General features: G+C 60.9%; 17 protein-coding genes. 8 read left to right on the plus strand and 9 right to left on the minus strand.

Annotated elements, in window-relative coordinates; translation table 11 throughout:
• Positions 1-102: 102 nt before the first annotated feature.
• The 5 genes from D3P04_RS07200 to D3P04_RS07220 form a co-directional block, all read right to left on the minus strand.
• Complete coding sequence (locus tag D3P04_RS07200) at positions 103-663, minus strand: F0F1 ATP synthase subunit B (protein ID WP_119747357.1); 561 nt, start codon at positions 661-663, stop codon at positions 103-105.
• Positions 660-1,247, minus strand: a complete 588-nt coding sequence (locus tag D3P04_RS07205) for a F0F1 ATP synthase subunit B' (protein WP_119747359.1) — start codon at positions 1,245-1,247, stop codon at positions 660-662. Before D3P04_RS07205 ends, D3P04_RS07200 begins: the two co-directional genes overlap by 4 nt.
• A 75-nt stretch (positions 1,248-1,322) precedes the next feature.
• Positions 1,323-1,559, minus strand: a complete 237-nt coding sequence (locus tag D3P04_RS07210) for a F0F1 ATP synthase subunit C (protein ID WP_119747360.1) — start codon at positions 1,557-1,559, stop codon at positions 1,323-1,325.
• Between the two features lie 51 nt (positions 1,560-1,610).
• On the minus strand, positions 1,611-2,366 hold the full coding sequence (locus D3P04_RS07215; RefSeq protein ID WP_232844921.1) for a F0F1 ATP synthase subunit A: 756 nt from the start codon (positions 2,364-2,366) through the stop codon (positions 1,611-1,613).
• 2 nt (positions 2,367-2,368) lie between these two features.
• Positions 2,369-2,713, minus strand: a complete 345-nt coding sequence (locus D3P04_RS07220; RefSeq protein ID WP_119747362.1) for an AtpZ/AtpI family protein — start codon at positions 2,711-2,713, stop codon at positions 2,369-2,371.
• Between the two features lie 208 nt (positions 2,714-2,921).
• Between D3P04_RS07220 and D3P04_RS07225 the strand changes: the two genes are divergently transcribed.
• The 3 genes from D3P04_RS07225 (at position 2,922) to D3P04_RS07235 (ending at position 5,182) form a co-directional block, all read left to right on the plus strand.
• Positions 2,922-3,275, plus strand: coding sequence for an ArsR/SmtB family transcription factor (locus tag D3P04_RS07225; protein WP_119747364.1), 354 nt, complete (start codon positions 2,922-2,924; stop codon positions 3,273-3,275).
• Between the two features lie 102 nt (positions 3,276-3,377).
• Entirely contained in the window at positions 3,378-4,259 is an 882-nt protein-coding gene (locus tag D3P04_RS07230) for a PfkB family carbohydrate kinase (RefSeq protein ID WP_182912764.1), read from the plus strand.
• Positions 4,256-5,182, plus strand: a complete 927-nt coding sequence (locus D3P04_RS07235; protein ID WP_119747368.1) for a pseudouridine-5'-phosphate glycosidase — start codon at positions 4,256-4,258, stop codon at positions 5,180-5,182. Before D3P04_RS07230 ends, D3P04_RS07235 begins: the two co-directional genes overlap by 4 nt.
• A gap of 107 nt (positions 5,183-5,289) precedes the next feature.
• Here the strand turns inward: D3P04_RS07235 and D3P04_RS07240 are convergent, their stop codons facing one another.
• Positions 5,290-6,735, minus strand: a complete 1,446-nt coding sequence (locus D3P04_RS07240; RefSeq protein ID WP_119747370.1) for an alkaline phosphatase D family protein — start codon at positions 6,733-6,735, stop codon at positions 5,290-5,292.
• A gap of 284 nt (positions 6,736-7,019) precedes the next feature.
• On the opposite strand from D3P04_RS07240, the gene D3P04_RS07245 reads away from it, so the two are divergent.
• From D3P04_RS07245 to D3P04_RS07265, 5 genes are read left to right on the plus strand one after another with little or no spacing between them, the layout of a single operon-like run.
• Positions 7,020-9,113 carry a TonB-dependent siderophore receptor gene (locus D3P04_RS07245; RefSeq protein ID WP_119747372.1) on the plus strand — a complete coding sequence of 698 codons (2,094 nt, stop codon included), beginning with the start codon at positions 7,020-7,022 and terminating at the stop codon, positions 9,111-9,113.
• Positions 9,107-10,012 carry an ABC transporter substrate-binding protein gene (locus D3P04_RS07250; RefSeq protein WP_119747374.1) on the plus strand — a complete coding sequence of 302 codons (906 nt, stop codon included), beginning with the start codon at positions 9,107-9,109 and terminating at the stop codon, positions 10,010-10,012. The genes D3P04_RS07245 and D3P04_RS07250 overlap by 7 nt, the downstream gene beginning before the upstream one ends.
• Positions 10,009-11,985 carry a Fe(3+)-hydroxamate ABC transporter permease FhuB gene (fhuB, locus tag D3P04_RS07255; RefSeq protein ID WP_119747376.1) on the plus strand — a complete coding sequence of 659 codons (1,977 nt, stop codon included), beginning with the start codon at positions 10,009-10,011 and terminating at the stop codon, positions 11,983-11,985. The genes D3P04_RS07250 and fhuB overlap by 4 nt, the downstream gene beginning before the upstream one ends.
• Positions 11,982-12,755 carry an ABC transporter ATP-binding protein gene (locus D3P04_RS07260; protein ID WP_119747652.1) on the plus strand — a complete coding sequence of 258 codons (774 nt, stop codon included), beginning with the start codon at positions 11,982-11,984 and terminating at the stop codon, positions 12,753-12,755. The genes fhuB and D3P04_RS07260 overlap by 4 nt, the downstream gene beginning before the upstream one ends.
• Positions 12,756-12,767: 12 nt before the next feature.
• Complete coding sequence (locus D3P04_RS07265; protein WP_119747378.1) at positions 12,768-14,468, plus strand: ABC transporter ATP-binding protein; 1,701 nt, start codon at positions 12,768-12,770, stop codon at positions 14,466-14,468.
• Positions 14,469-14,686: 218 nt separating this feature from the next.
• Here D3P04_RS07265 and D3P04_RS07270 read toward each other — a convergent pair whose 3' ends face one another.
• The 3 genes from D3P04_RS07270 to D3P04_RS07280 all read right to left on the minus strand — a co-directional run bounded on the left by D3P04_RS07270 (position 14,687) and on the right by D3P04_RS07280 (position 19,098).
• Complete coding sequence (locus D3P04_RS07270; RefSeq protein ID WP_119747380.1) at positions 14,687-15,853, minus strand: M20 aminoacylase family protein; 1,167 nt, start codon at positions 15,851-15,853, stop codon at positions 14,687-14,689.
• Positions 15,854-15,925: 72 nt separating this feature from the next.
• Complete coding sequence (locus D3P04_RS07275) at positions 15,926-17,269, minus strand: NAD(P)/FAD-dependent oxidoreductase (protein WP_119747382.1); 1,344 nt, start codon at positions 17,267-17,269, stop codon at positions 15,926-15,928.
• Entirely contained in the window at positions 17,266-19,098 is a 1,833-nt protein-coding gene (locus tag D3P04_RS07280; RefSeq protein ID WP_119747384.1) for an ABC transporter ATP-binding protein, read from the minus strand. The genes D3P04_RS07275 and D3P04_RS07280 overlap by 4 nt, the downstream gene beginning before the upstream one ends.
• Positions 19,099-19,175: the final 77 nt, after the last annotated feature.

Below are 19,175 nucleotides of genomic sequence, written 5' to 3' on the forward strand. Positions count from 1 at the left end.
CCGGTGGCCAGGCTCGGAAAATCCCGCAGAACACCAAGATGCCCAAACAAAAAACCCCCGGCACGAATGCCGGGGGTTCGATCACTGTCGCTGTCGTTATACTTAGTTCAGCCGGCGCGCCACGTCTTCGATGGCGTCATCGATACCGGCAGAGCGCTGTCCCGATTTGACTTGCCCCGCAAGCAATTCCGCAGCAACGGCAACAGATGTCTGCACAGCACGATCACGAACCGCACGAACCGCATCGCTTTCGGCACTGGCAATCTGATCTTCGGCGGCCTTCAAGCGGCGTTCGATCGAGATCTTCAGATCGTCCTTGGCTTTGGCAGCCTGCGCTTCGGCTTCGCGACGGGCATTGGCGATAATCTCATCCGCCTGCACCTTCACTTCGCTCTGACGACGTTCGTAGTTCGCATAAATTTCCTGCGCTTCCTCGCGCAGGCGACGTGCTTCGTCCAGATCGTTGCGGATGCCATCGGCGCGCTTGTCAAGCAGGCCACCGATGATCGAGGGCACCTTGAAATAGACAAGGATTCCGATGAACACCAGAAATGCGATCAGAACGATGAAATCGGTATTGCGCAGCGAGAAGAACGGCCCGCTCGCCGCAACCGCCGGCGAGGCGGCCAGCAGGGAGATGGCGATTGCACTGATACGTTTCATTGCAAAGTCCCCTTCAGACGAGTCTCGACCGCACTGTCAATCGCGCTCTGATCGACAGAACCACCAAAGCTCGACACCAATTCCGCAGTGACGTCGCGAGCGACCTCGCGCGCATCATTGGCCGCGGAATCACGGATTTCGCGAATGCGCTTTTCGGATTCAGCCGCGCGGGCACCGATTTCGGCATCGGCATGCGCAATGGCCGCATCCAGTTCCTTCTGGATTTCCGCCCGGTTCGCCTCGACGATCTTTTGCGCTTCGGCACGGGCATCGGCGAGCGCCTTGTCATAGGCAGCCTCGGCCTCTTTGGCCTTCTGCTTGAATTCTTCCGCAGCCATCAGATCGCCGGTAATAGCGCCCTGACGGTCCGAGAGAACAGCGGCAATCCGGGGCAGCGCGATCCTGGACAGCACCCAGTACAGCACCGCCAATGTGACGATGAGCCAGAAAATCTGGTTCGGGAAGGTGCTGAAATCAAGCTGCGGCAGCCCGCTGGCGCTTTCAGAACCGTGGGCAGCAGCTTCGGCAGCTTCTTCCGTATGTTCGGCCGCGGTGGTTGCGGCCTCTTGCAACAGGCTGATCATTTCCTACCCCTTGGCCTATCTTGGTCACGATGGAGAGGGTGCGAACACCCTCCCCGCCGCAAGGATGGCAAGAGATCAGACTGCGAACATCAGCAGAAGCGCAACGAGGAACGCGAAGATCCCCAAAGCTTCTGCAAAGGCGATGCCGATGAACAGGGTCGCGGTCTGACCGGCTGCAGCCGACGGATTGCGCAGAGCGCCCGACAGGAAGTTGCCGGCCACATTGCCCACACCAACGGCGGCAGTGCCCGACCCGATGGCTGCCAGACCGGCACCGATATACTGACCGAGTTCTGCGATATTCCCTTCCATGACGTATACTCCTTGCGGTTGGAAGTGGTAAATTCAGATGAAAGCCCGTCCTTAGTGCTGCGGATGCAGCGCGTCCTTCAGATAGACGCAGGTCAGGATGGTAAAGACATAGGCCTGGATAGTGGCGACCAGCACCTCAAGGCCATAGATGGCGGTGACAGCCAGAATGGAGATCGGCGAGATGACAGCGATTGCGGCAAAGCCCGCGAACACTTTCATCACCGCGTGACCGGCCATCATGTTTCCGGCAAGACGAATCGAGTGGCTGACCGGGCGAACGAAATAGCTGATGACCTCGATCACCGCGAGAATGGGCCGCAGCACCAGAGGCGCCGAACTGACCCAGAACAGGCCAAGGAATTGCGCGCCATTCTTGACGAAGCCGATCACCGTCACGCTGATGAACACTGCCAGAGCCAGCACACCGGTCACAGCGATATGCGAAGTGACGGTAAACGCCTTGGGCAACAGGCCCAGCATGTTCGAGAACAAAATGAACATGAACAGCGTCATGATATAAGGGAAATATTTCAACCCGTCCTTGCCGGTGACATCCTCGACCATCTTGTAGGTCATGCCATAGGCGAGTTCGGCCACAGACTGTACCCGGTTCGGCACGATGGCGCGTCCGCGGGTGCCGGCCACCAGTAAGGCGGCGATGGCCACAGCAACGATGAACAGCCAAAGCGTCACATTGGTGGGCGTGTACCAATGCACATCGCCTTCGCCGAAAAGCGGCTTGACCAGAAACTGATCCATCGGGTGAAAGGACAGCCCGGCTTCTTCACCTTGCGCTTCGCTTGCCACGATCAATCCCTCTTCTTCTCCGGCGCAGTGCCGGTTTTGCTGCCAAGTTCGGACGCGGTGCGCATCATGGTTTTGATGCCGGCCGCGAAGCCGAGAAAAATGAACAGGATCATCAGAAACGGCGTCGTGCCGAACAGATAATCCAAACCAAAACCGATCCCGAAGCCAAGCCCCATGCCAACCACGAGTTCGATCACCATACGCCAGGCAATATGCGCCTGATCATAGCTTGCCTTCGGGCGCTCACCCTCGGGCGTTGGAGCCAATTGGGACAGCCGTTCCTCCAGATCGCGCAGTCGCTCGGCATCTTTGCCCTTGTCCGCACCATTCCGGGGCCCTTCGGCCATCTCTCACGCCCCCGTTATCTTTCGAGGGGTGTCTATGGTGGAACCGCGCCCGAGTCAAGCAACCCAGGAATCCATGTATATATTTGCTTTTAAATAATTTTTATGATCGGAAAATTCTCGTGTTCGGCTTGCAATCGCAATCGCGCCCAGACATTATTCAACCTGCGGGTTGAGCATCAGGCCCGATCCGCAGCCAAAGGACCACGTTATGCCCTCTGCTTCCTCCGAACGGCTGGACCTGATCTTTGCCGCGCTGGCCGATCCCACGCGCAGGCAGGTTCTGGCCATGCTGCTGGAGGACGATATGGCGGTCACCGATGTGGCCGCGCCTTTCGCGATGAGCCTTGCCGCGATTTCGAAACATCTCTCGGTGCTTGCCGCTGCAGGGCTTATCCTGCAGGAACGGCGGGGCCGGATCAACTGGTGCATGCTCGATCCCGAGGGTATGCGGGCCGCGACGGTCTGGATACAGGGCTTCGGACAGTTCGACCCGGTGGATCTGGACCGATTCGAACGGTTTCTTGAAAACGAGATGCGGGAATGGGGTGTGGACGACAGGTGACGAAGGTGCCGGATTTGAATTTGACCGCTGCCGGACGGGGGCGCGCCGCCCCGGACCCCGGGATATTTGGATGAAGAAGAAGCCGTATCAATGGGCTGCGAAGTGAGCTCCCGTCCTGATATCCTGTGTATCGGTGCGATGCTGTGGGATGTGATCGGCCGCGCGCCGCAATGCATGACTCAAGGCGCGGACGTGCCTGGGCGAATTCGGCATCTACCCGGCGGCGTGGCGCTGAATGTCGCTATTGCCATAGCCCGTTGGGGGATGGCGCCGGCGGTACTGTCCGCGGTCGGCCGCGATCCCGAAGGCGAGGCCCTGATTGCCGAGGCCGAACGGATGGGCGTGCTGACCGCATGGCTGACCCGGGAGACGGGCCTTCCCACCGATTGTTACATGGCAATCGAGGACAGTCAGGGGCTGATCGCCGCGATTGCCGATGTGCATGGGCTTGAAAAAGCCGGCGACGCAATTCTTGCCCCTCTCGCTGCCGATCTCGCCGGCTGGAGCGGGCCGGTCGTTCTGGACGGCAACCTGACCGAAACCCTGTTGGCAAGTATCATCCGTGGCCCTGCCCTTATGAATGCGGATCTGCGGATCGTTCCGGCCAGTCCCGGCAAGGCCGACAGACTGCGCCCGCTGATTGCGGCAGGGCGGGGCTGTTTCTATCTGAACCGGATCGAGGCAGAGATAATCGCGGGGCGCAAAGGCCCCGATGCAGCAAGTGCGGCGGAAGCGGTGATTGCCCTTGGCGCGGCCCGGGTCGTGGTGACGGATGGCCCTTGTCCTGCAGCAGATGCGGCACAAGGAGAAGAAACCTTGATCGAGACTCCTCCATCCGTGACCATTGCGCGTGTCACCGGCGCGGGTGATTGCTTTCTTGCGGCACATCTGGCAGCAGAACTTCGTAAAATGCCGCGAAAGGCGGCCTTGCGGCAAGCCGTTCAGGCTGCGGCCGCCCATGTTTCCGGAAAGGATCCGTCGTGACCGACCTACCGCTTGAATTCGCTCCTGAAGTTTTTGCCGCATTGAATGAGGGCCGGCCAGTCGTCGCATTGGAATCGACGATCATCACCCATGGCATGCCCTATCCGCAGAATCTGCAAATGGCCCGCGATGTCGAGAATGTCATTCGCGGCGCGGGCGCCATTCCCGCCACGATCGCTGTGATGGCAGGCAGGATCCATATTGGGTTGACCGCTTCGTCGCTGGAAACCCTGGCGCAGACGCCTTCGGATCAGGCCATGAAAGTATCGCGTGCTGATCTGGCCATTTGCCTCACCTCGGGCCGCACCGGCGCGACAACCGTCGCTGCGACGATGATCTGTGCGCATCTTGCCGGTATCCGGGTTTTTGCTACCGGCGGAATTGGTGGCGTCCATCGCGGCGCAGAGCTTAGTTTCGACATTTCAGCGGATTTGCAGGAACTTGGCCAGACGCCGGTGACGGTCGTCGCGGCGGGTGCCAAGGCGATTCTTGATCTGCCCAAGACCTGGGAGGTTCTGGAGACGCTGGGCGTTCCGGTCATCGCCTATGGACAGGATGAGTTGCCCGCCTTCTGGTCGCGTAGTTCCGGCATCACCGCCCCGCTGCGGATGGACAGCGCAAGGGAAATCGCCGCGGGCGCAAATATGCGCAGCAGACTGGGGCTTGCCGGCGGGCAGCTTGTTGCCAATCCGATCCCCGAAGCTGATGAAATCCCCCGCGACGAGATCATGCCTGTGATCGAGAAGGCGCTTGCCGAGGCTGCTGCACAGGGCATCGCGGCCAAGGCAGTGACCCCGTTCCTGCTTCAGCAGATTTTCGAATTGACCGATGGCAAGTCCCTTAAATCGAATATCGCGCTTGTCTTGAACAATGCCCGCCTGGCGAGTGAGATTGCGGTGGAAATGGCGAAAGCTCCGATCTGAAAACATTCAGGACGGGCACGCCCGGTTCCCGCCCCGGGCATCCGGCGCATTGCACAGAACTCTGCCCGAGAGATATCAGGCCCGGTTGATAACGGAACGACAAACAGTCAACCACTCAGAGCGTCATGCCCCATCGCGAGCGGCAAGGGCGGTGTGGCGCCCGATTCCTCCAGATGCCAGATCGCCTGCCAGTGCGTGTTCTGCCGCTCTAGCACCAGGAAATTTCTTTCCGCGATATAACGCTGCCTTTGCCCCGGTAACGGCAGGATGCGGATCGGATGTTCGGGCAGCGGCGCTTCACCAAGCCCAGCAAGCCAGCCCAATCCGCGCGCATATCCCTTGCTGGGCGCACGATGTGAGATGCCCGAGGCGACAAGCTGATGGATGCGATTTTCCCCCACTCCCATCTCGGCTCTGGTGGCCAGATGTATCTCGCCTGAAATCACCGTCACCGCGCTGTTTCTACGCAGTCGCAGAACCTCATGCAGCATGTCGCGCCATTCCTTGCGATGCGCCCGGCTTTGCCACTGATCGCGCAGATCGTCCTCGTAATGCTGCATGCGCGGGATCGTCATCATCACCGCCTCGACCAAAGACAGGCGCGGACCCAGAAGTGGCACGCTGGACATCATCAGCACCTGTCCGCCTTGCCGTGAGACCTGTTGCAACGCGCGCCAGCCCGCCGGTCCCATGATCCGGTGGCGCGTCCGCTCCGAGCGCAGATCGGGCGCGATGATGGTCAGATCCGGCAAATGGCGGCACCAGCCCAGGCTGCGCCCTTCTGCGTCCATGAAGAGTTCCGGGATATCGGCCTCGGTCGCGGCGTGCTGAAACAGCAGATACATCTCGCGCGCCGCGCGGAACAGCGTCTGCCCGACACCGGAATTCATCCGGTTCTCTTTCAGCGAGCCCCATCCATCGCAGATATCGTGATCGTCCCAGACCGACAGGCCAGGGACCGATGATGCCAACCGCAGAAATTCCGGGGCCGACATCACGCTCAGATAACGCCGGACAAAGCCTTCACGCAGGAATTGCCGCAAGTCTTCAAGTTCCGCCGGTGTTGCATCGCGAGGGGCGTGATCTGGCCAGTCATCGGTCAGCTCATGGCCCTTGGTCACTTCATCCGCATAGATTTGATCGCCGCCCTGCAGCATCAGGCTGAACGCGGATTTTTCATGCAGGTCCCCCAGCCGCCGCCACATCGCATTCCGCTCGGACGATGCGCGGCCAAGATCGCCTTCCTCTTCGCCGTTGCATGAGACGAAGGCGATACGCATATCGCCGGTGACATCCACCTCGACGGCGTGGAACCGGCCGTCGTAATCATAGCCGCCATCCTTTGAGTCGATTGAAAAATCAAAGCGCCAGGCGGCGAAGCCCGCCAGTTCGCACAGCAAGACGGGTTTCACCTTTACCCCGGCTGCTTTCAGGATTGCCGGAGCACCCTCGGATATCGGCCGGATGACCAGAGCGGCCAGACTCATCCTGCCCTGGGAGAAGCCTCGGAAATACAATACGGGACCCATCGATCCCTCGAATTCAGCGGTCATTATGTAATTGTCTTTCCGTTGCCAATCGCGTCTCAGATAAGCGTAAAAATCGCGATGTCGAGGCAGGTTCTTCACGGTAACCAAGGCGTGATTGCAGTCCGAGGGTCACAGACCATTGTCCCGCAACAGGATACGGACGATCGCTTCATGCTGTGTTAATCTCGCAACAGATCGTCTTTCCCGTCCGGAAGACTCGGAAATAATCGACGGCTGGTTTGACATGCCCTACTCTTTTAGTCGAATTCTACATCTCAATCATATTTCGGTCAAAACAGGTTTCGATCATGTCCCGTTCGCTCGTGTTACTCTTTGCCGGTGCCAGTGGCATCGCCCTTGCCTCTGCCGCCATGGCCCAGACGGAACAACCGGTCACTGTTCTTGACCCCATCGTATTAACCGCGACGACGGACATCCAAACAGCCGCTGAGGGTTACGTGGCCTCTTACGCCCAGATCTCCACGAAATCCGACACCCCGCTGGCCGAACAACAGCAATCTGTCTCGGTCGTCACGAATGAGCAGATCAGGAATCAGGGGGCGGAAAATCTTGGGCAAGCGCTGTCCTACACCTCGGGTGTTTTGTCACAACCCTTTGGTGCCGACCCGCGTTTCAACAACCCTACCTTTCGCGGCTTTTCGGCGGAAAGTGCTCAATATGTGAACGGCCTTCGGCAGTTCCGCTATTTTGGCGCCTTGTCATATGAAACCTATGGGATGCAACAGATCGAGGTTCTGCGCGGCCCTTCATCCTCGCTTTATGGTTCCGGGTCACCCGCAGGTGTCATCAACCAGCTGCAAAAGCGTGCGCAATCAGGTAATTTCGGCGAAACAGGCATCGGCTATGACAGCAACGACAGTGCGCAACTGTTCTTTGACGTGAACCGTGAGGTCTCTGATACCCTGTCCTGGCGCCTAACCGGCATTGGCCGAGATGAAAGCACCCAGATCGATGATTTGACCAACAAACGGGGTTATCTGGCTGGCGCAATTCGCTGGAATCCCGATGATGCAACCACGATAGATTTTCTGGCATCCTATACAAAAGACTCGCCCCTCTCGCCAACGGGCGTGCCTGCCGCGCTGGCGCTCAATCCGGATGTTGATCACGATTATTTGCGCGAGCTTTATACTGGCCAGAAAAACTGGGATGATAGCGACCGCGAGTTGTGGAACCTCGGTGTCGAGGTCAGCCACGAGTTGGACAATGGCTGGAAGCTGAGTCAGGGTTTCCGTTACGAAAGTCTCGACTGGGAGTACAAAAGCACTTTCGCAAACGGCGTGCTTGACAACAACCCTAACGTCATTTCCCGCGGTTCCAGTCACCAGATTGAAAACAGCGACACCGTCAGTCTTGACACCCGCCTGTCAGGTGAGGTCACGACCGGACAGGCGACCCACCAGATACTGGTCGGCCTCGATGCGTTGAAATATCAGGCGGATGAAAGCAGCCATTTTGGCACCGCTTCGGATCTGGACTTGCGCAATCCGGACTATTTCGGGGCTTATCCGGAGTTTTCTGGTGAACCGAGTGCCGGCAGCATCACCTTCAAACAGGTCGGCCTGTATGTGCAGGATGAAATTGCCTATAATAACTGGCGCGGCTCATTCGGGCTTCGCTATGATTGGGTCAAACAAACTGGCGAGCAATATGGCAACCCCGCCGAATTCAAGGATAACGAGGTCACTGGCCGTGCCGGTCTGGCCTATGTCTTTGCGAATGGCGTGACGCCTTATATCAGTTATGCGACATCCTACGATCCGCAGACCGGGCTTGATATCAACGACGAGATGCTTGATCCGACGAAGGGCAAGCAATGGGAGCTTGGCGTCAAATATCAACCGACGGCATTTAACGGCCTGATTACGGCCTCGGTCTACGATCTGCGCCGGACCAATGCGAAATTCGCCATTCCTGACACCACACCGACCCGTTACCAGCAGATCGGCGAGGTGAAATCGCGCGGCCTTGAGCTTGAAGCTACGGCAGAGATAGCAAGCGGCTGGAATCTGCGCGCTGCCTATTCCTATAACAAGACCGAGCAGGTGGCGCCGGACGGCGATCCCAGCAACGGCAAGGCTGCGCCGAATGCTCCAAAACATCTGGCAAGCATCTGGCTGGACCGCGACTTCGGCAACGGTTTGCGCGTCGGAGGCGGTCTGCGTCATCTGGGTTCACGTTTTACTGATACGGCGAATACGCAAGAGATAGACAGTGTTACGCTGGTTGATCTTGGGGCGTCCTATACCCGTGGCAACATCGAGACTTCGCTGAACATCAGCAACCTTACCGATGAGGTCTATGTAGCGTCTTGCGGCTTTTCCTATTGCTCTTACGGCGAAGGCCGGACTGTAGCCGCCAAAGTCAGCTACAAATGGTAGCAGGCGGGGCGATGCAATTTCGCCCTTCCCGTCGTGATATCCTAACCGCCGCCGGCCTCGTGCTGGCGGCGGGTTCGCCTTTGCGGGCGGCCACATCGAAACCCCGGCTGGCCGCGATCGACTGGGCGATGCTGGAAACCGCCGTCGCGATCGGTCACATGCCGGTCGCCGCCTGCGAGCTGGTCCGTTACCGCTCGGACGCCGTTCAGCCCGAGATCCCGGACCAGGTCACCGATCTGGGCCTGCGGGGTTCACCGAATTTCGAGCTGCTGCAATTGACCCGCCCCGATCTGATCCTGAATTCGCCCTATTACACATTTTACGAAGAGCGGCTGAAAACCATCGCGCCGGTCCTGACGCTGCCATTCTACACGCCGAATGAACCCCCGCTGGGCAAGGCTCTGAATGCATTGCAGGCAATGTCTCGGGCAGTGGAAGATCCCGGCGCGGGCGAGCGTGCCTTGCACGACACTCAGGCCGCCCTTGATCGTCATGCCGCTGCCGTGGCGCGTTTCGCCGACCGCCCTGTCTGTCTGGTCAATATCGGAGATGCGCGGCATCTGCGCGCTTTCGGCTTCGACAGCATGTTCGGGGATACGCTGACCCGGATCGGGTTAAGCAACGCCTGGAGCGAAGGAACCAGATTCAGTTTCCTTGCCCCGGTGCCCATCGAACGGCTGGCCGATATGCCCGACGCAAGACTGGTCATCGTCGGAGAGATCCCGCCCGAGGCGCGCCGGGGATTGTCGCGCAGCATCCTGTGGCAGGCATTGCCCCCGGTTCGCGAGGAACAGGTTTACCATCTGCCCGATATCAATGCATTCGGAGGCACCCTTTCGGCACTGCGCTTCGCCCGGTTGCTGGAGCAGGCGCTTCATGACGGGCCGACCGGCATATGAGCCGTCATCTGCGCATATGGCTGCCGCTTGCGGCAATGCTCGCCATTGGTCTTTGGGGGTTGGCGGCGCTTCGGTTGCTGCCATGGCCGGAATGGCCCGCCCTGCCCTTCACGCCCGATGACATGGATTTGCAACAAATCCTGCTGGCGTTCGGGTTGATGCCGCGCGGCGTGATCGCATTGCTGGCCGGGGCGGCGCTTGGCCTGTCGGGTGCGATCCTTCAGGCGGTGCTGCGTAACCCGGTTGCCGATCCGACGACGCTTGGCATTTCATCGGGCGCGCAGCTTGCCCTTGTGCTGGCGACGATCCTTGCGCCGGATTTGCTGGCGGTCGGTCGCTGGCCCGTCGCCATGGCCGGTGCCGGACTGGCTGCCGGGCTGGTGCTGATGATCGGGGCGCGACGGAATTTCGCGCCGGTCACGATGGTAATCGCCGGGATGCTGGTCGGAATGACCGCCAGCGCGATTGCCACAGCCATCACCCTTGCCCAGGGCCATTACCTGCTGTCGCTGGTGATCTGGAACGGAGGCGCATTGGTGCAGCAGGATTGGTCGGGCGTGCGCTCGCTTGCCCTTGTCGTGGCGGGCGGAGGGCTGTTTGCCGCTCTGCTGTCCCGCCCTTTGCACGTGCTGTCGCTGGGGGCCGAAGGCGCGGCGGGGCTGGGGATGAATGTCGCGCTTGTCCGATTGATGGCGGCGGGGCTGGCGGTGTGGCTTGCCGCCACGGTCTCGGCCGAACTCGGCCTGATCGCGTTTGTCGGGCTGGCCGCTCCTGCCCTTGTCCGGACTGCCGGGGCGCGCGGGATCAAGCCGCTGCTGATATGGTCGCCGGTGGTCGGAGCCTTGATCCTGTCTGTCTGCGACGGACTGGTGCTGACGATCGCAGGCGTAACCGGAGAGATGTTTCCCACCGGCGCCCTGACCGGGCTGTTCGGCGGGCCGCTGCTGCTATGGCTTCTGCCACGGCTGCGCGGCTCCACCCCACCGGGAACCGAGCGCGCCGAGGGTCCGGCCCCGCGTCTTGCCTATCCGCGACGGATCCTGTCTGGCCTGACCGTGCTGCTTGCCGTGGCGGCGTTCATGCTGATCTGGATCGGACGCGTGCCGGATGGCTGGGCAGTGCTGGATTGGGAGAGCCTGACCGCCTTTTTGCCCATGCGCTTGCCCCGCCTGATCGCGGCGGCCTCTGCCGGAGCGGCGCTGGCACTGGCCGGTGCGATGCTTCAGCGGCTGACCGCGAACCCCTTGGCCTCGCCTGAAGTGCTGGGCGTTTCGGGCGGCGCGACACTTGGCTATTCCGCAGCGGTTTTCGCTTTCGCCGCACCGACCAGCCTTGCCCTTGGTGCAGGGGCGATGATCGGCGCAGCGCTGGCATTGGCGCTGGTAACCATCTTCGTCAGCCATCGCGACATGCCCGCAGAACGGGTCTTGCTGGCGGGAATTTCCGTTTCGGCCCTTGCGGCATCGGTCCTGTCAGCCATCATGGCGACAGGCAGCCCGCAATCATGGCAAATCCTCGGCTGGCTGAGTGGCTCATCCGCGGGAATCGGCATGGCAGCCGCGGTTTCGCTTGCCGTAGTGGCAGTTGCGGTATGGGCCGCCACTCTTGCCATGCGCCGCTGGCTCGCGGTTCTACCACTGGGAACCGGGGTCGCCGCAGGGCTGGGTCTGCCGCTGGCACTCGCCCGGCTGTCGCTGATCCTGTTGGCAGGAATCGCCACGGGGGCAGCGACGATGCTGGTCGGACCGTTGAGTTTCGTGGGTCTCATGGCCCCGCATATGGCCCGCCGCATGGGCTTGGCCCGCGCCGGAGATCATGTTACCGGCGCAGCTCTGATCGGTGCGCTTCTGATGCTCGCCGCCGATTTCGGCGCACGCATGGCGGGCTTTCCCTATGAATTGCCGCTTGGTCTTTTCGCCTCGCTGATCGGGGCACCATGGCTGATCTGGCTGATGATGAGATCGAAATCATGACCGCAACGCTGTTTCAGATCGAAAATCTGGCCGTCGATGTTCCGGGCCGCAGGCTGCTGGACGACATCTCGCTGACCCTGCCTGCCGGGCAGGTGATCGCGTTGATCGGGCATAACGGTTCAGGCAAATCGACCCTGCTCAAAGTGCTTGCGCGGCAAATTCCCGCCCTTGGCCGGACCGAACTCGAGGGCCGCGCGTTACAGGACTGGTCCGCCCGGGATTATGCCCGCCGGCTGGCATTCCTGCCCCAGCACACGCCTCCGGCCGAGGGCATGAATACCCGCGAACTGGTCTCGCTTGGCCGCTATCCGTGGCATGGCGCGATGGGCCGCTTCGGCCCGCAGGATCACGACGCGGTCGAGCAGGCCATGACGGAATGCGGCATGGGCGCCTTTGCCGATCAACTGGTCGACACGATGTCGGGCGGCGAGCGGCAACGGGCATGGCTGGCGATGATGGTCGCGCAGCAGGCCGGGACGCTGCTGCTGGACGAGCCGATCTCGGCACTGGATATCGCGCATCAGGTCGAGGTGCTGACCCTTGTCCGGCGCATGTGCCACGCGCAGAACCGCAATGCCGTGATCGTGCTGCACGAGGTCAATATGGCCGCCCGGTTCTGCGACCACATCGTCGCGCTGAAGGGCGGAAAGCTGGCCATGCAGGGCAGTCCGGATGAATTGATGCGCGAGGAGGCATTGCAGGCCATCTACGGCTTGCCTATGCAGGTGCTGACCCGGCCCGACGGCCAGAAGGTCGCCATCCCCGCCTGAAAAGAGGTCCAGATGCTGCGCGAATTCTTTTCATATTATCGGCCTTTCCTTGGGCTGTTCTGGCTGGATTTCGGCTGTGCAACCGTCTCGGGTCTGCTGGAACTGGTCTTCCCGCTGGCGATCACGGGCTTTATCGACGTGCTGCTGCCGCAGGGAAACTGGACGCTGACGGTAATCGCCGCCGCCGGTCTGCTGCTGCTTTACGCAATCAATGCGGGATTGCTGACCATCGTCATCTATTGGGGCCACAAGCTGGGCATCAATATCGAGACCGAGATGCGCGCCCGCGCCTTCGACCACCTGACCCGGCTGTCGTGGAAATGGTATGACCGCGCCCGCACCGGCAAGCTTGTCGCCCGGGTCACCCGCGATCTGGAGGAAATCGGCGAGGTCGCGCATCACGGTCCCGAAGATGCCTTTATCGCGATAATGACCTTTATCGGCGCGTTTCTTCTGATGTTCTGGCTTCACCCGAAACTCGCGCTGATCGTGGTGTTCGTCGTGCCAGCGATGCTGGCGCTGGTGATCTTCTACGGCGGACGAATGACCCGGACATGGAAGGCCATCTATTCCCGTGTGGGCGATTTCAACGTCCGGCTGGAAGAAACGCTGGGCGGCGTGCGCGTCGTGCAGGCTTTCGGGAACGAAGCGCATGAAAGCCACCTCTTTGCCGGGGACAATATCCGTTACCGTCAGGCCAAGCTGGATGCCTATCGGGTCATGGCGGCATCCTCGGCGCTGCAATATATGGGGCTGCGGCTGGTGCAGGTGGTCGTGATGGTGGTCGGGGCCGGTTTCGTTCTGGCAGGCAGTCTGTCCACCGGCGGTTTTGTGGGCTTCCTGCTGCTGGTCAATGTCTTCTATCGTCCGCTGGAAAAGATCGCTGCCGTGATCGAGACCTATCCGCGCGGCATCGCGGGCTTCCGCCGCTATCAGGAACTGCTGGCCACCGATCCCGAGATCGCGGATACCCCCGATGCCATCGACGCCCCTGCCCTGAAAGGCGATATCCGCTTCGATCATGTCGGCTTCGCCTATGATGAGGGCCGCCCGATCCTGCAAGATATCGATCTGGCAATTCGCGCAGGCGAAACCATCGCCTTTGTTGGCCCGTCAGGGGCAGGCAAGACCACGCTGCTTGCATTGCTGCCGCGCTTTTACGAGCCGAGTTCGGGCAGCATTTCCGTCGACGGGCTTGCCCTGCCGCAGATGCGTCTGCATGGGCTGCGCCGCCAGATCGGGCTGGTCAGTCAGGATGTCTTCCTGTTCGGCGGCACACTGCGCGAAAATATCGCCTATGGCCGCCTGAACGCCTCGGAAGAGGAAATCCGCGACGCGGCCCGGCAGGCGCAACTCACCTCGTTGATCGAAAGCCTGCCCGAAGGTCTGGACACGATTGTCGGCGAACGCGGCGTCATGCTGTCGGGCGGGCAGAAGCAACGCGTCGCCATCGCCCGGGCCTTCCTGAAAAATCCGCCGATCCTGATCCTTGACGAGGCGACCAGCGCGCTGGACAGCCAGACCGAGCGCGAGATCCAATCCGCGCTCGATGCGCTTGCCGTGGGGCGGACAACGCTGATCATCGCGCACCGGCTGGGCACGATCCGCAATGCCGATCGGATCGTCGTCATGGACAAGGGCCGTATCGCCGAAACCGGAACACATGCCGAGCTGATGGCAAAGGGTGGCATTTACGCGGCGCTTGCGGCCTGAGACAGCCGCCGGTTCGGCAGATGGTGCCGGAGCTTTCATCCTGTGCCGCCCTCTGGAGCGTGTTGCGCTGAATCGGAAACGCCGGCGACTTGCATTCCGCGATGGCCGGGGGCGCTGCCCCCGGACCCTCGAGGTATTTGGACAAAGAAGAAGAGGAGGAGGAAAGGAAGCAGGCAGGCGTGAAACGCTGTAAGCAGGCCGGGATGCTCCCTGCCCCCTCAGGCAGCAGGCATCCGCGCCTCGATCATGCCGGCATACCAGCTTGACCCGGCCGGAATCGCATCATCGTTGAAATTATAGGCCGGATGATGGACCATGGCAGTGTCGCCATTGCCGACAAAGATATAGGCGCCCGGACGCTCGTTCAGCATATAGCTGAAATCCTCGCCCCCCATCATCGGCTGCATGTCAAGATTGACCTCGCCCGCAATCTCGCGCGCGACATCGGCGGCCCACCCGGTCGCTTCGTCATTATTCATCGTCACCGGATAGCCTCGCTGGTAATCCACCTCGGCACTCGCGCCCATGGCGGCCGCGATATTGGTGGCCACGCGTGTGATCCCCTCTTGCAGCTGATCGCGAACTTCGGGGGCAAGGCTGCGGGCGGTACCCTTCAGCGTGACGACTTGCGGGATCACGTTATGCGCAGTCGAGTCAGTCTGAACGACGCAAACCGAAACCACGGCGTTTTTCAGCGGATCGATATTACGTGACACGACGGATTGCACCGCGACGATGATCTGAGCGGCCGTCAGCGTCGTGTCGATACATTCATGCGGCTTGGCGGCATGACCGCCCTTGCCGGTCACGGTGATCTCGAACTGATCGGCTGCGGCCATCATCGCGCCGGGCTTGATCGCGAATTGGCCGGTGGGAATACCGGGCATGTTGTGCATGCCATAGAATTCATTGATCCCCCAGCGCTCGGCCAGACCATCCTTGATCATCGCCTCGCCGCCCGCACCGCCTTCTTCGGCGGGTTGAAAGATGACGATGGCGGTGCCATCGAAATTGCGGGTCTCGGCCAGATATTTCGCCGCGCCAAGCAACATCGCAGTATGACCATCGTGACCGCAGGCATGCATCTTGCCCGGTGTTTTCGAAGCATATTCCAGCCCGGTCTGCTCGATGATCGGCAGGGCGTCCATATCGGCACGAAGCCCGACCACCCGGCCCTTCGTGTCGGTCTTGCCCCTGATGACACCGACAACACCTGTCTGGCCAATTCCCTCGGTCACCTCATCACAGCCGAATTCGCGCAAAAGCTCGGCAACCTTTCCGGCAGTGCGGTGAACGTCATAAAGCAGTTCCGGGTTCTCGTGGAAATCGCGTCGCCACGCGGTAATCTCGGGCAGAAGTTCTGCAAAACGGTTTTTGACTGGCATGATGTTCTCCTTCTTCGAACAGGATGCGACCATATTGCAGTTTGCGCAAGAGGCTGGAATATGGCGTCCAGCCTACAGATCGGGACCAAGAATAATCTCCGAACCGTCCGAAAAGCGCCCAAAACGGAAGCGGGATAGGTCGAATTGCGTTTCCCCGCCCCGGATAAGATCGGCCATGACCCGGCCCACTCCGGGACCGATACCGAAGCCGTGGCCGGACAGGCCGGTCGCGATGAAGAAGCCGCGTATCGGCGTCTCGTCCAGCACCGGAACCTGATCGGGCATGGTGTCGATCATACCCGCCCAGGCCGCCCGTATCCGGGGGCGACCGATTTGCGGAAATGCCCTGGCGAAATCGTCCTGAAGCTGCCTTAAACGGGCGGGATTGGGATCGGGATTCAGGATGCGCATCGCCTCGAAAGGCGAGTTGCGGTCCGCATCCCACCGGCGCGGCACCGCCCAGGCGTCGGGATAGCCGCGCGGCGCGAAAAGCTGCAGCCGGGTCTGGCCGAGATCGCGGCGGATTTGCGGAAGATACTGTCGCAGATGCCGGAACGCGGACGGACCGATCCAGAAGTCATGCGCCGTGCCCGGAGCGAGCGTATAGCCGCCATCGGCGCGACGCCGAAAGGCGAAAGCAGAGCTGGCCGCCGCGCCCGCCCAGAATTCCGGGATTGCTTCGGTCGCAGCCACGGTTCCCCGTACCGACAATTGCGGCAGGGACAGCCCGGCATTGCCCGCGAACAGCCCTGACCACGCGCCGCCGGCCAGCAATACACGATCGGCCCTGACCGGCCCGTCTTCCGTCATCACGCCCGACACCTGCCCGGCCGAGGTCTCGATGGCGCGGACCGCGCAATGTTCGCGAATAACGACCCCTTCACGTGCAGCCAGCCGCGCGATTGCCGGAACCGCGACGCCGGGTTCAGCGCGCATATCCGAAGCCGTGGTCAGGGCGCCCACCCATCCCATGTCGTTGGGCAGTTTCCCGGAAAGTTCCGATTTGCCCATGATCCGGCTGTCCAGACCATACGGATGGGCAATTTTCAGCCATTGCTCATATTTCGCAAGCGTGGCCTCATCCGGGGCGAGATAGCTGACCCCGCATGCCGTCAGCCCAAGCTCGCCGCCGATTTCCTGTGCAAGGCCACGCCATAATTGCCGCGCGGCCAGCATGATCGGCAACTCGGCCTCGTCACGGCCCTGCGCCCTGACCCAGCCCCAATTGCGCGAGGATTGTTCGGCAGCGATCAACCCTTTCTCGCACAGGACAACCGACAAGCCGTCGCGGGCAAGATACAGCGCCGTCGTAACCCCGGCGATGCCACCGCCAATCACGACGGCATCGGCAGCCTTGGGCAGATCGTCTCTGATTTCTGGCGGTGCCGCCGAAGAAATGGGCGGGCTGCCCTTCATGAATGCGTCACCGGATCGATCAGTACGCGATGCCCGGGCGCGACCTCCGCATAGACCGATGGCTGCGCAACATGACCGATGGGATAAATGGGTGACGGGATCGGCTTGAATTTCAGATCTTCGCTGATCTTCTTCTGGCGCGGATCGGCAACCGGGACGGCCAGCATCAGCTGCTTGGTATAGCTGTGCTGCGGGTTCTCGAAGACCTGAGCCCGGGTTCCCATCTCGACGATCCGGCCCAGATACATGACGCCGACATGATGGCTGACCCGTTCCACCACGGCCATGTCGTGGCTGATGAACAGCATCGAGATACCCAGATCCTGCTGCAATTCCATCAGCAGGTTCAGCACCTGTGCCTGAACCGAGACATCAAGCGCCGACACCGCCTCATCCGCCACGATCAGCTTGGGATTCAGGGCAAGGGCGCGCGCGATGGCAATCCGCTGACGCTGGCCGCCCGACATTTCATGCGGATAGCGGCGCATGAAGCTGCGGGGCAGTTCGACCCGGTCGAACAGCGCGGCAATCCGGTCCTCGCGTTCCGAACGGCTGCCGATACCGTAATTCTGCATCGGCTCGGCCACCTGATCGTACAGCTTCATATGCGGGTCAAGACTGGCAAAGGGATCCTGAAAGATCATCTGCATATCGCGCCGCGCCTTGCGCAAACCCGATTGCGACAGGGCCAGAATATCGGTGCCGTCCAGATCGACATTACCCGATTCCGGTTCGACCAGTCGAAGAAGGGAACGCCCGCAGGTGGATTTGCCACAGCCCGATTCACCGACCAGCGACATGGTTTCGCCGGAATTGATGGTGAAGGAAACATCCTCGACCGCGTGAACCAGTGCCGTCGTGCGACGAAGGATGCCGCCCTTGACGGCGAAACGGGTGGTCAGATTGCTGACCGTCAGCAGTGGCCGGGGATCCTTTACAATAATCGGCTCTGGCTCGCCAAAGCTGCCGTCATGCATCAGGCGCAGACGCTCGGGCGCGGGCTTGCCGGTCATCTCGCCCAGCCGCGGCACAGCGGCCAGCAGCATCCTGGTGTAATCCTCGCGCGGATTTTCAAAGATCTGCTCGGCGCTGCCTTCCTCGACCTTGTCGCCGCGATACATCACCACAACGCGGTCCGCCATTTGCGCGACCACCGCCATGTCGTGGGTAATGAACATGACTGCAATCTGCTTTTCGCGTTTCAGCCTGTCGATCAGGGCAAGAATTTCGGCCTGAATGGTCACGTCAAGCGCCGTCGTCGGCTCATCGCAGATCAGCAGGCGCGGCTCGCAGGCCATGGCGATCGCGATGACGACCCGCTGGCGCATACCGCCGGATAATTCATGTGGATACTGATCAAGGCGACGCTCGGGCTCGGGGATACGCACCTGTTTCAGAAGCTCGATCGCACGGGCGCGCGCATCGGATTTTTTCAGGCCCCGATGCTCGATCAGCCCTTCGGTCAACTGATCGCCGACGGTGAAAACCGGGTTCAGCGCGGTCATCGGTTCCTGGAAGATCATGCCGATCATATTGCCACGGATATCCCGCATGACCGGCGTATCCTGTTTTGCGAGATCGATCGCCTCGCCTTTGCCAGTATCGAACATCAGCCGGCCGTTGGTGATGGCGCCGCCGCCAAACTCGACCAGTCTCATCAGCGACAGCGAACTGACCGATTTTCCGGAACCGGATTCCCCCACGACGCAGACGCATTCGCCGGGCTTGATATTGAAACTGACATCCCTGACGCCGACGACGACACCGTCATTCGTCTCGAACTCGACCCGCAGTTTTTCAATGGAAACAAGAGGTTTTTCGTCCAGCATCCGTTATCCCCGGCCAATCGATCCGAATCGAGGCTAACGCGAGACCGCGGAATGTCAAAGCTGAACTTCGAGAGGCT

Origin of the sequence: Paracoccus onubensis, from assembly GCF_003591515.1 — a bacterium.
GTDB classification, from domain to species: Bacteria; Pseudomonadota; Alphaproteobacteria; order Rhodobacterales; family Rhodobacteraceae; genus Paracoccus; species Paracoccus onubensis.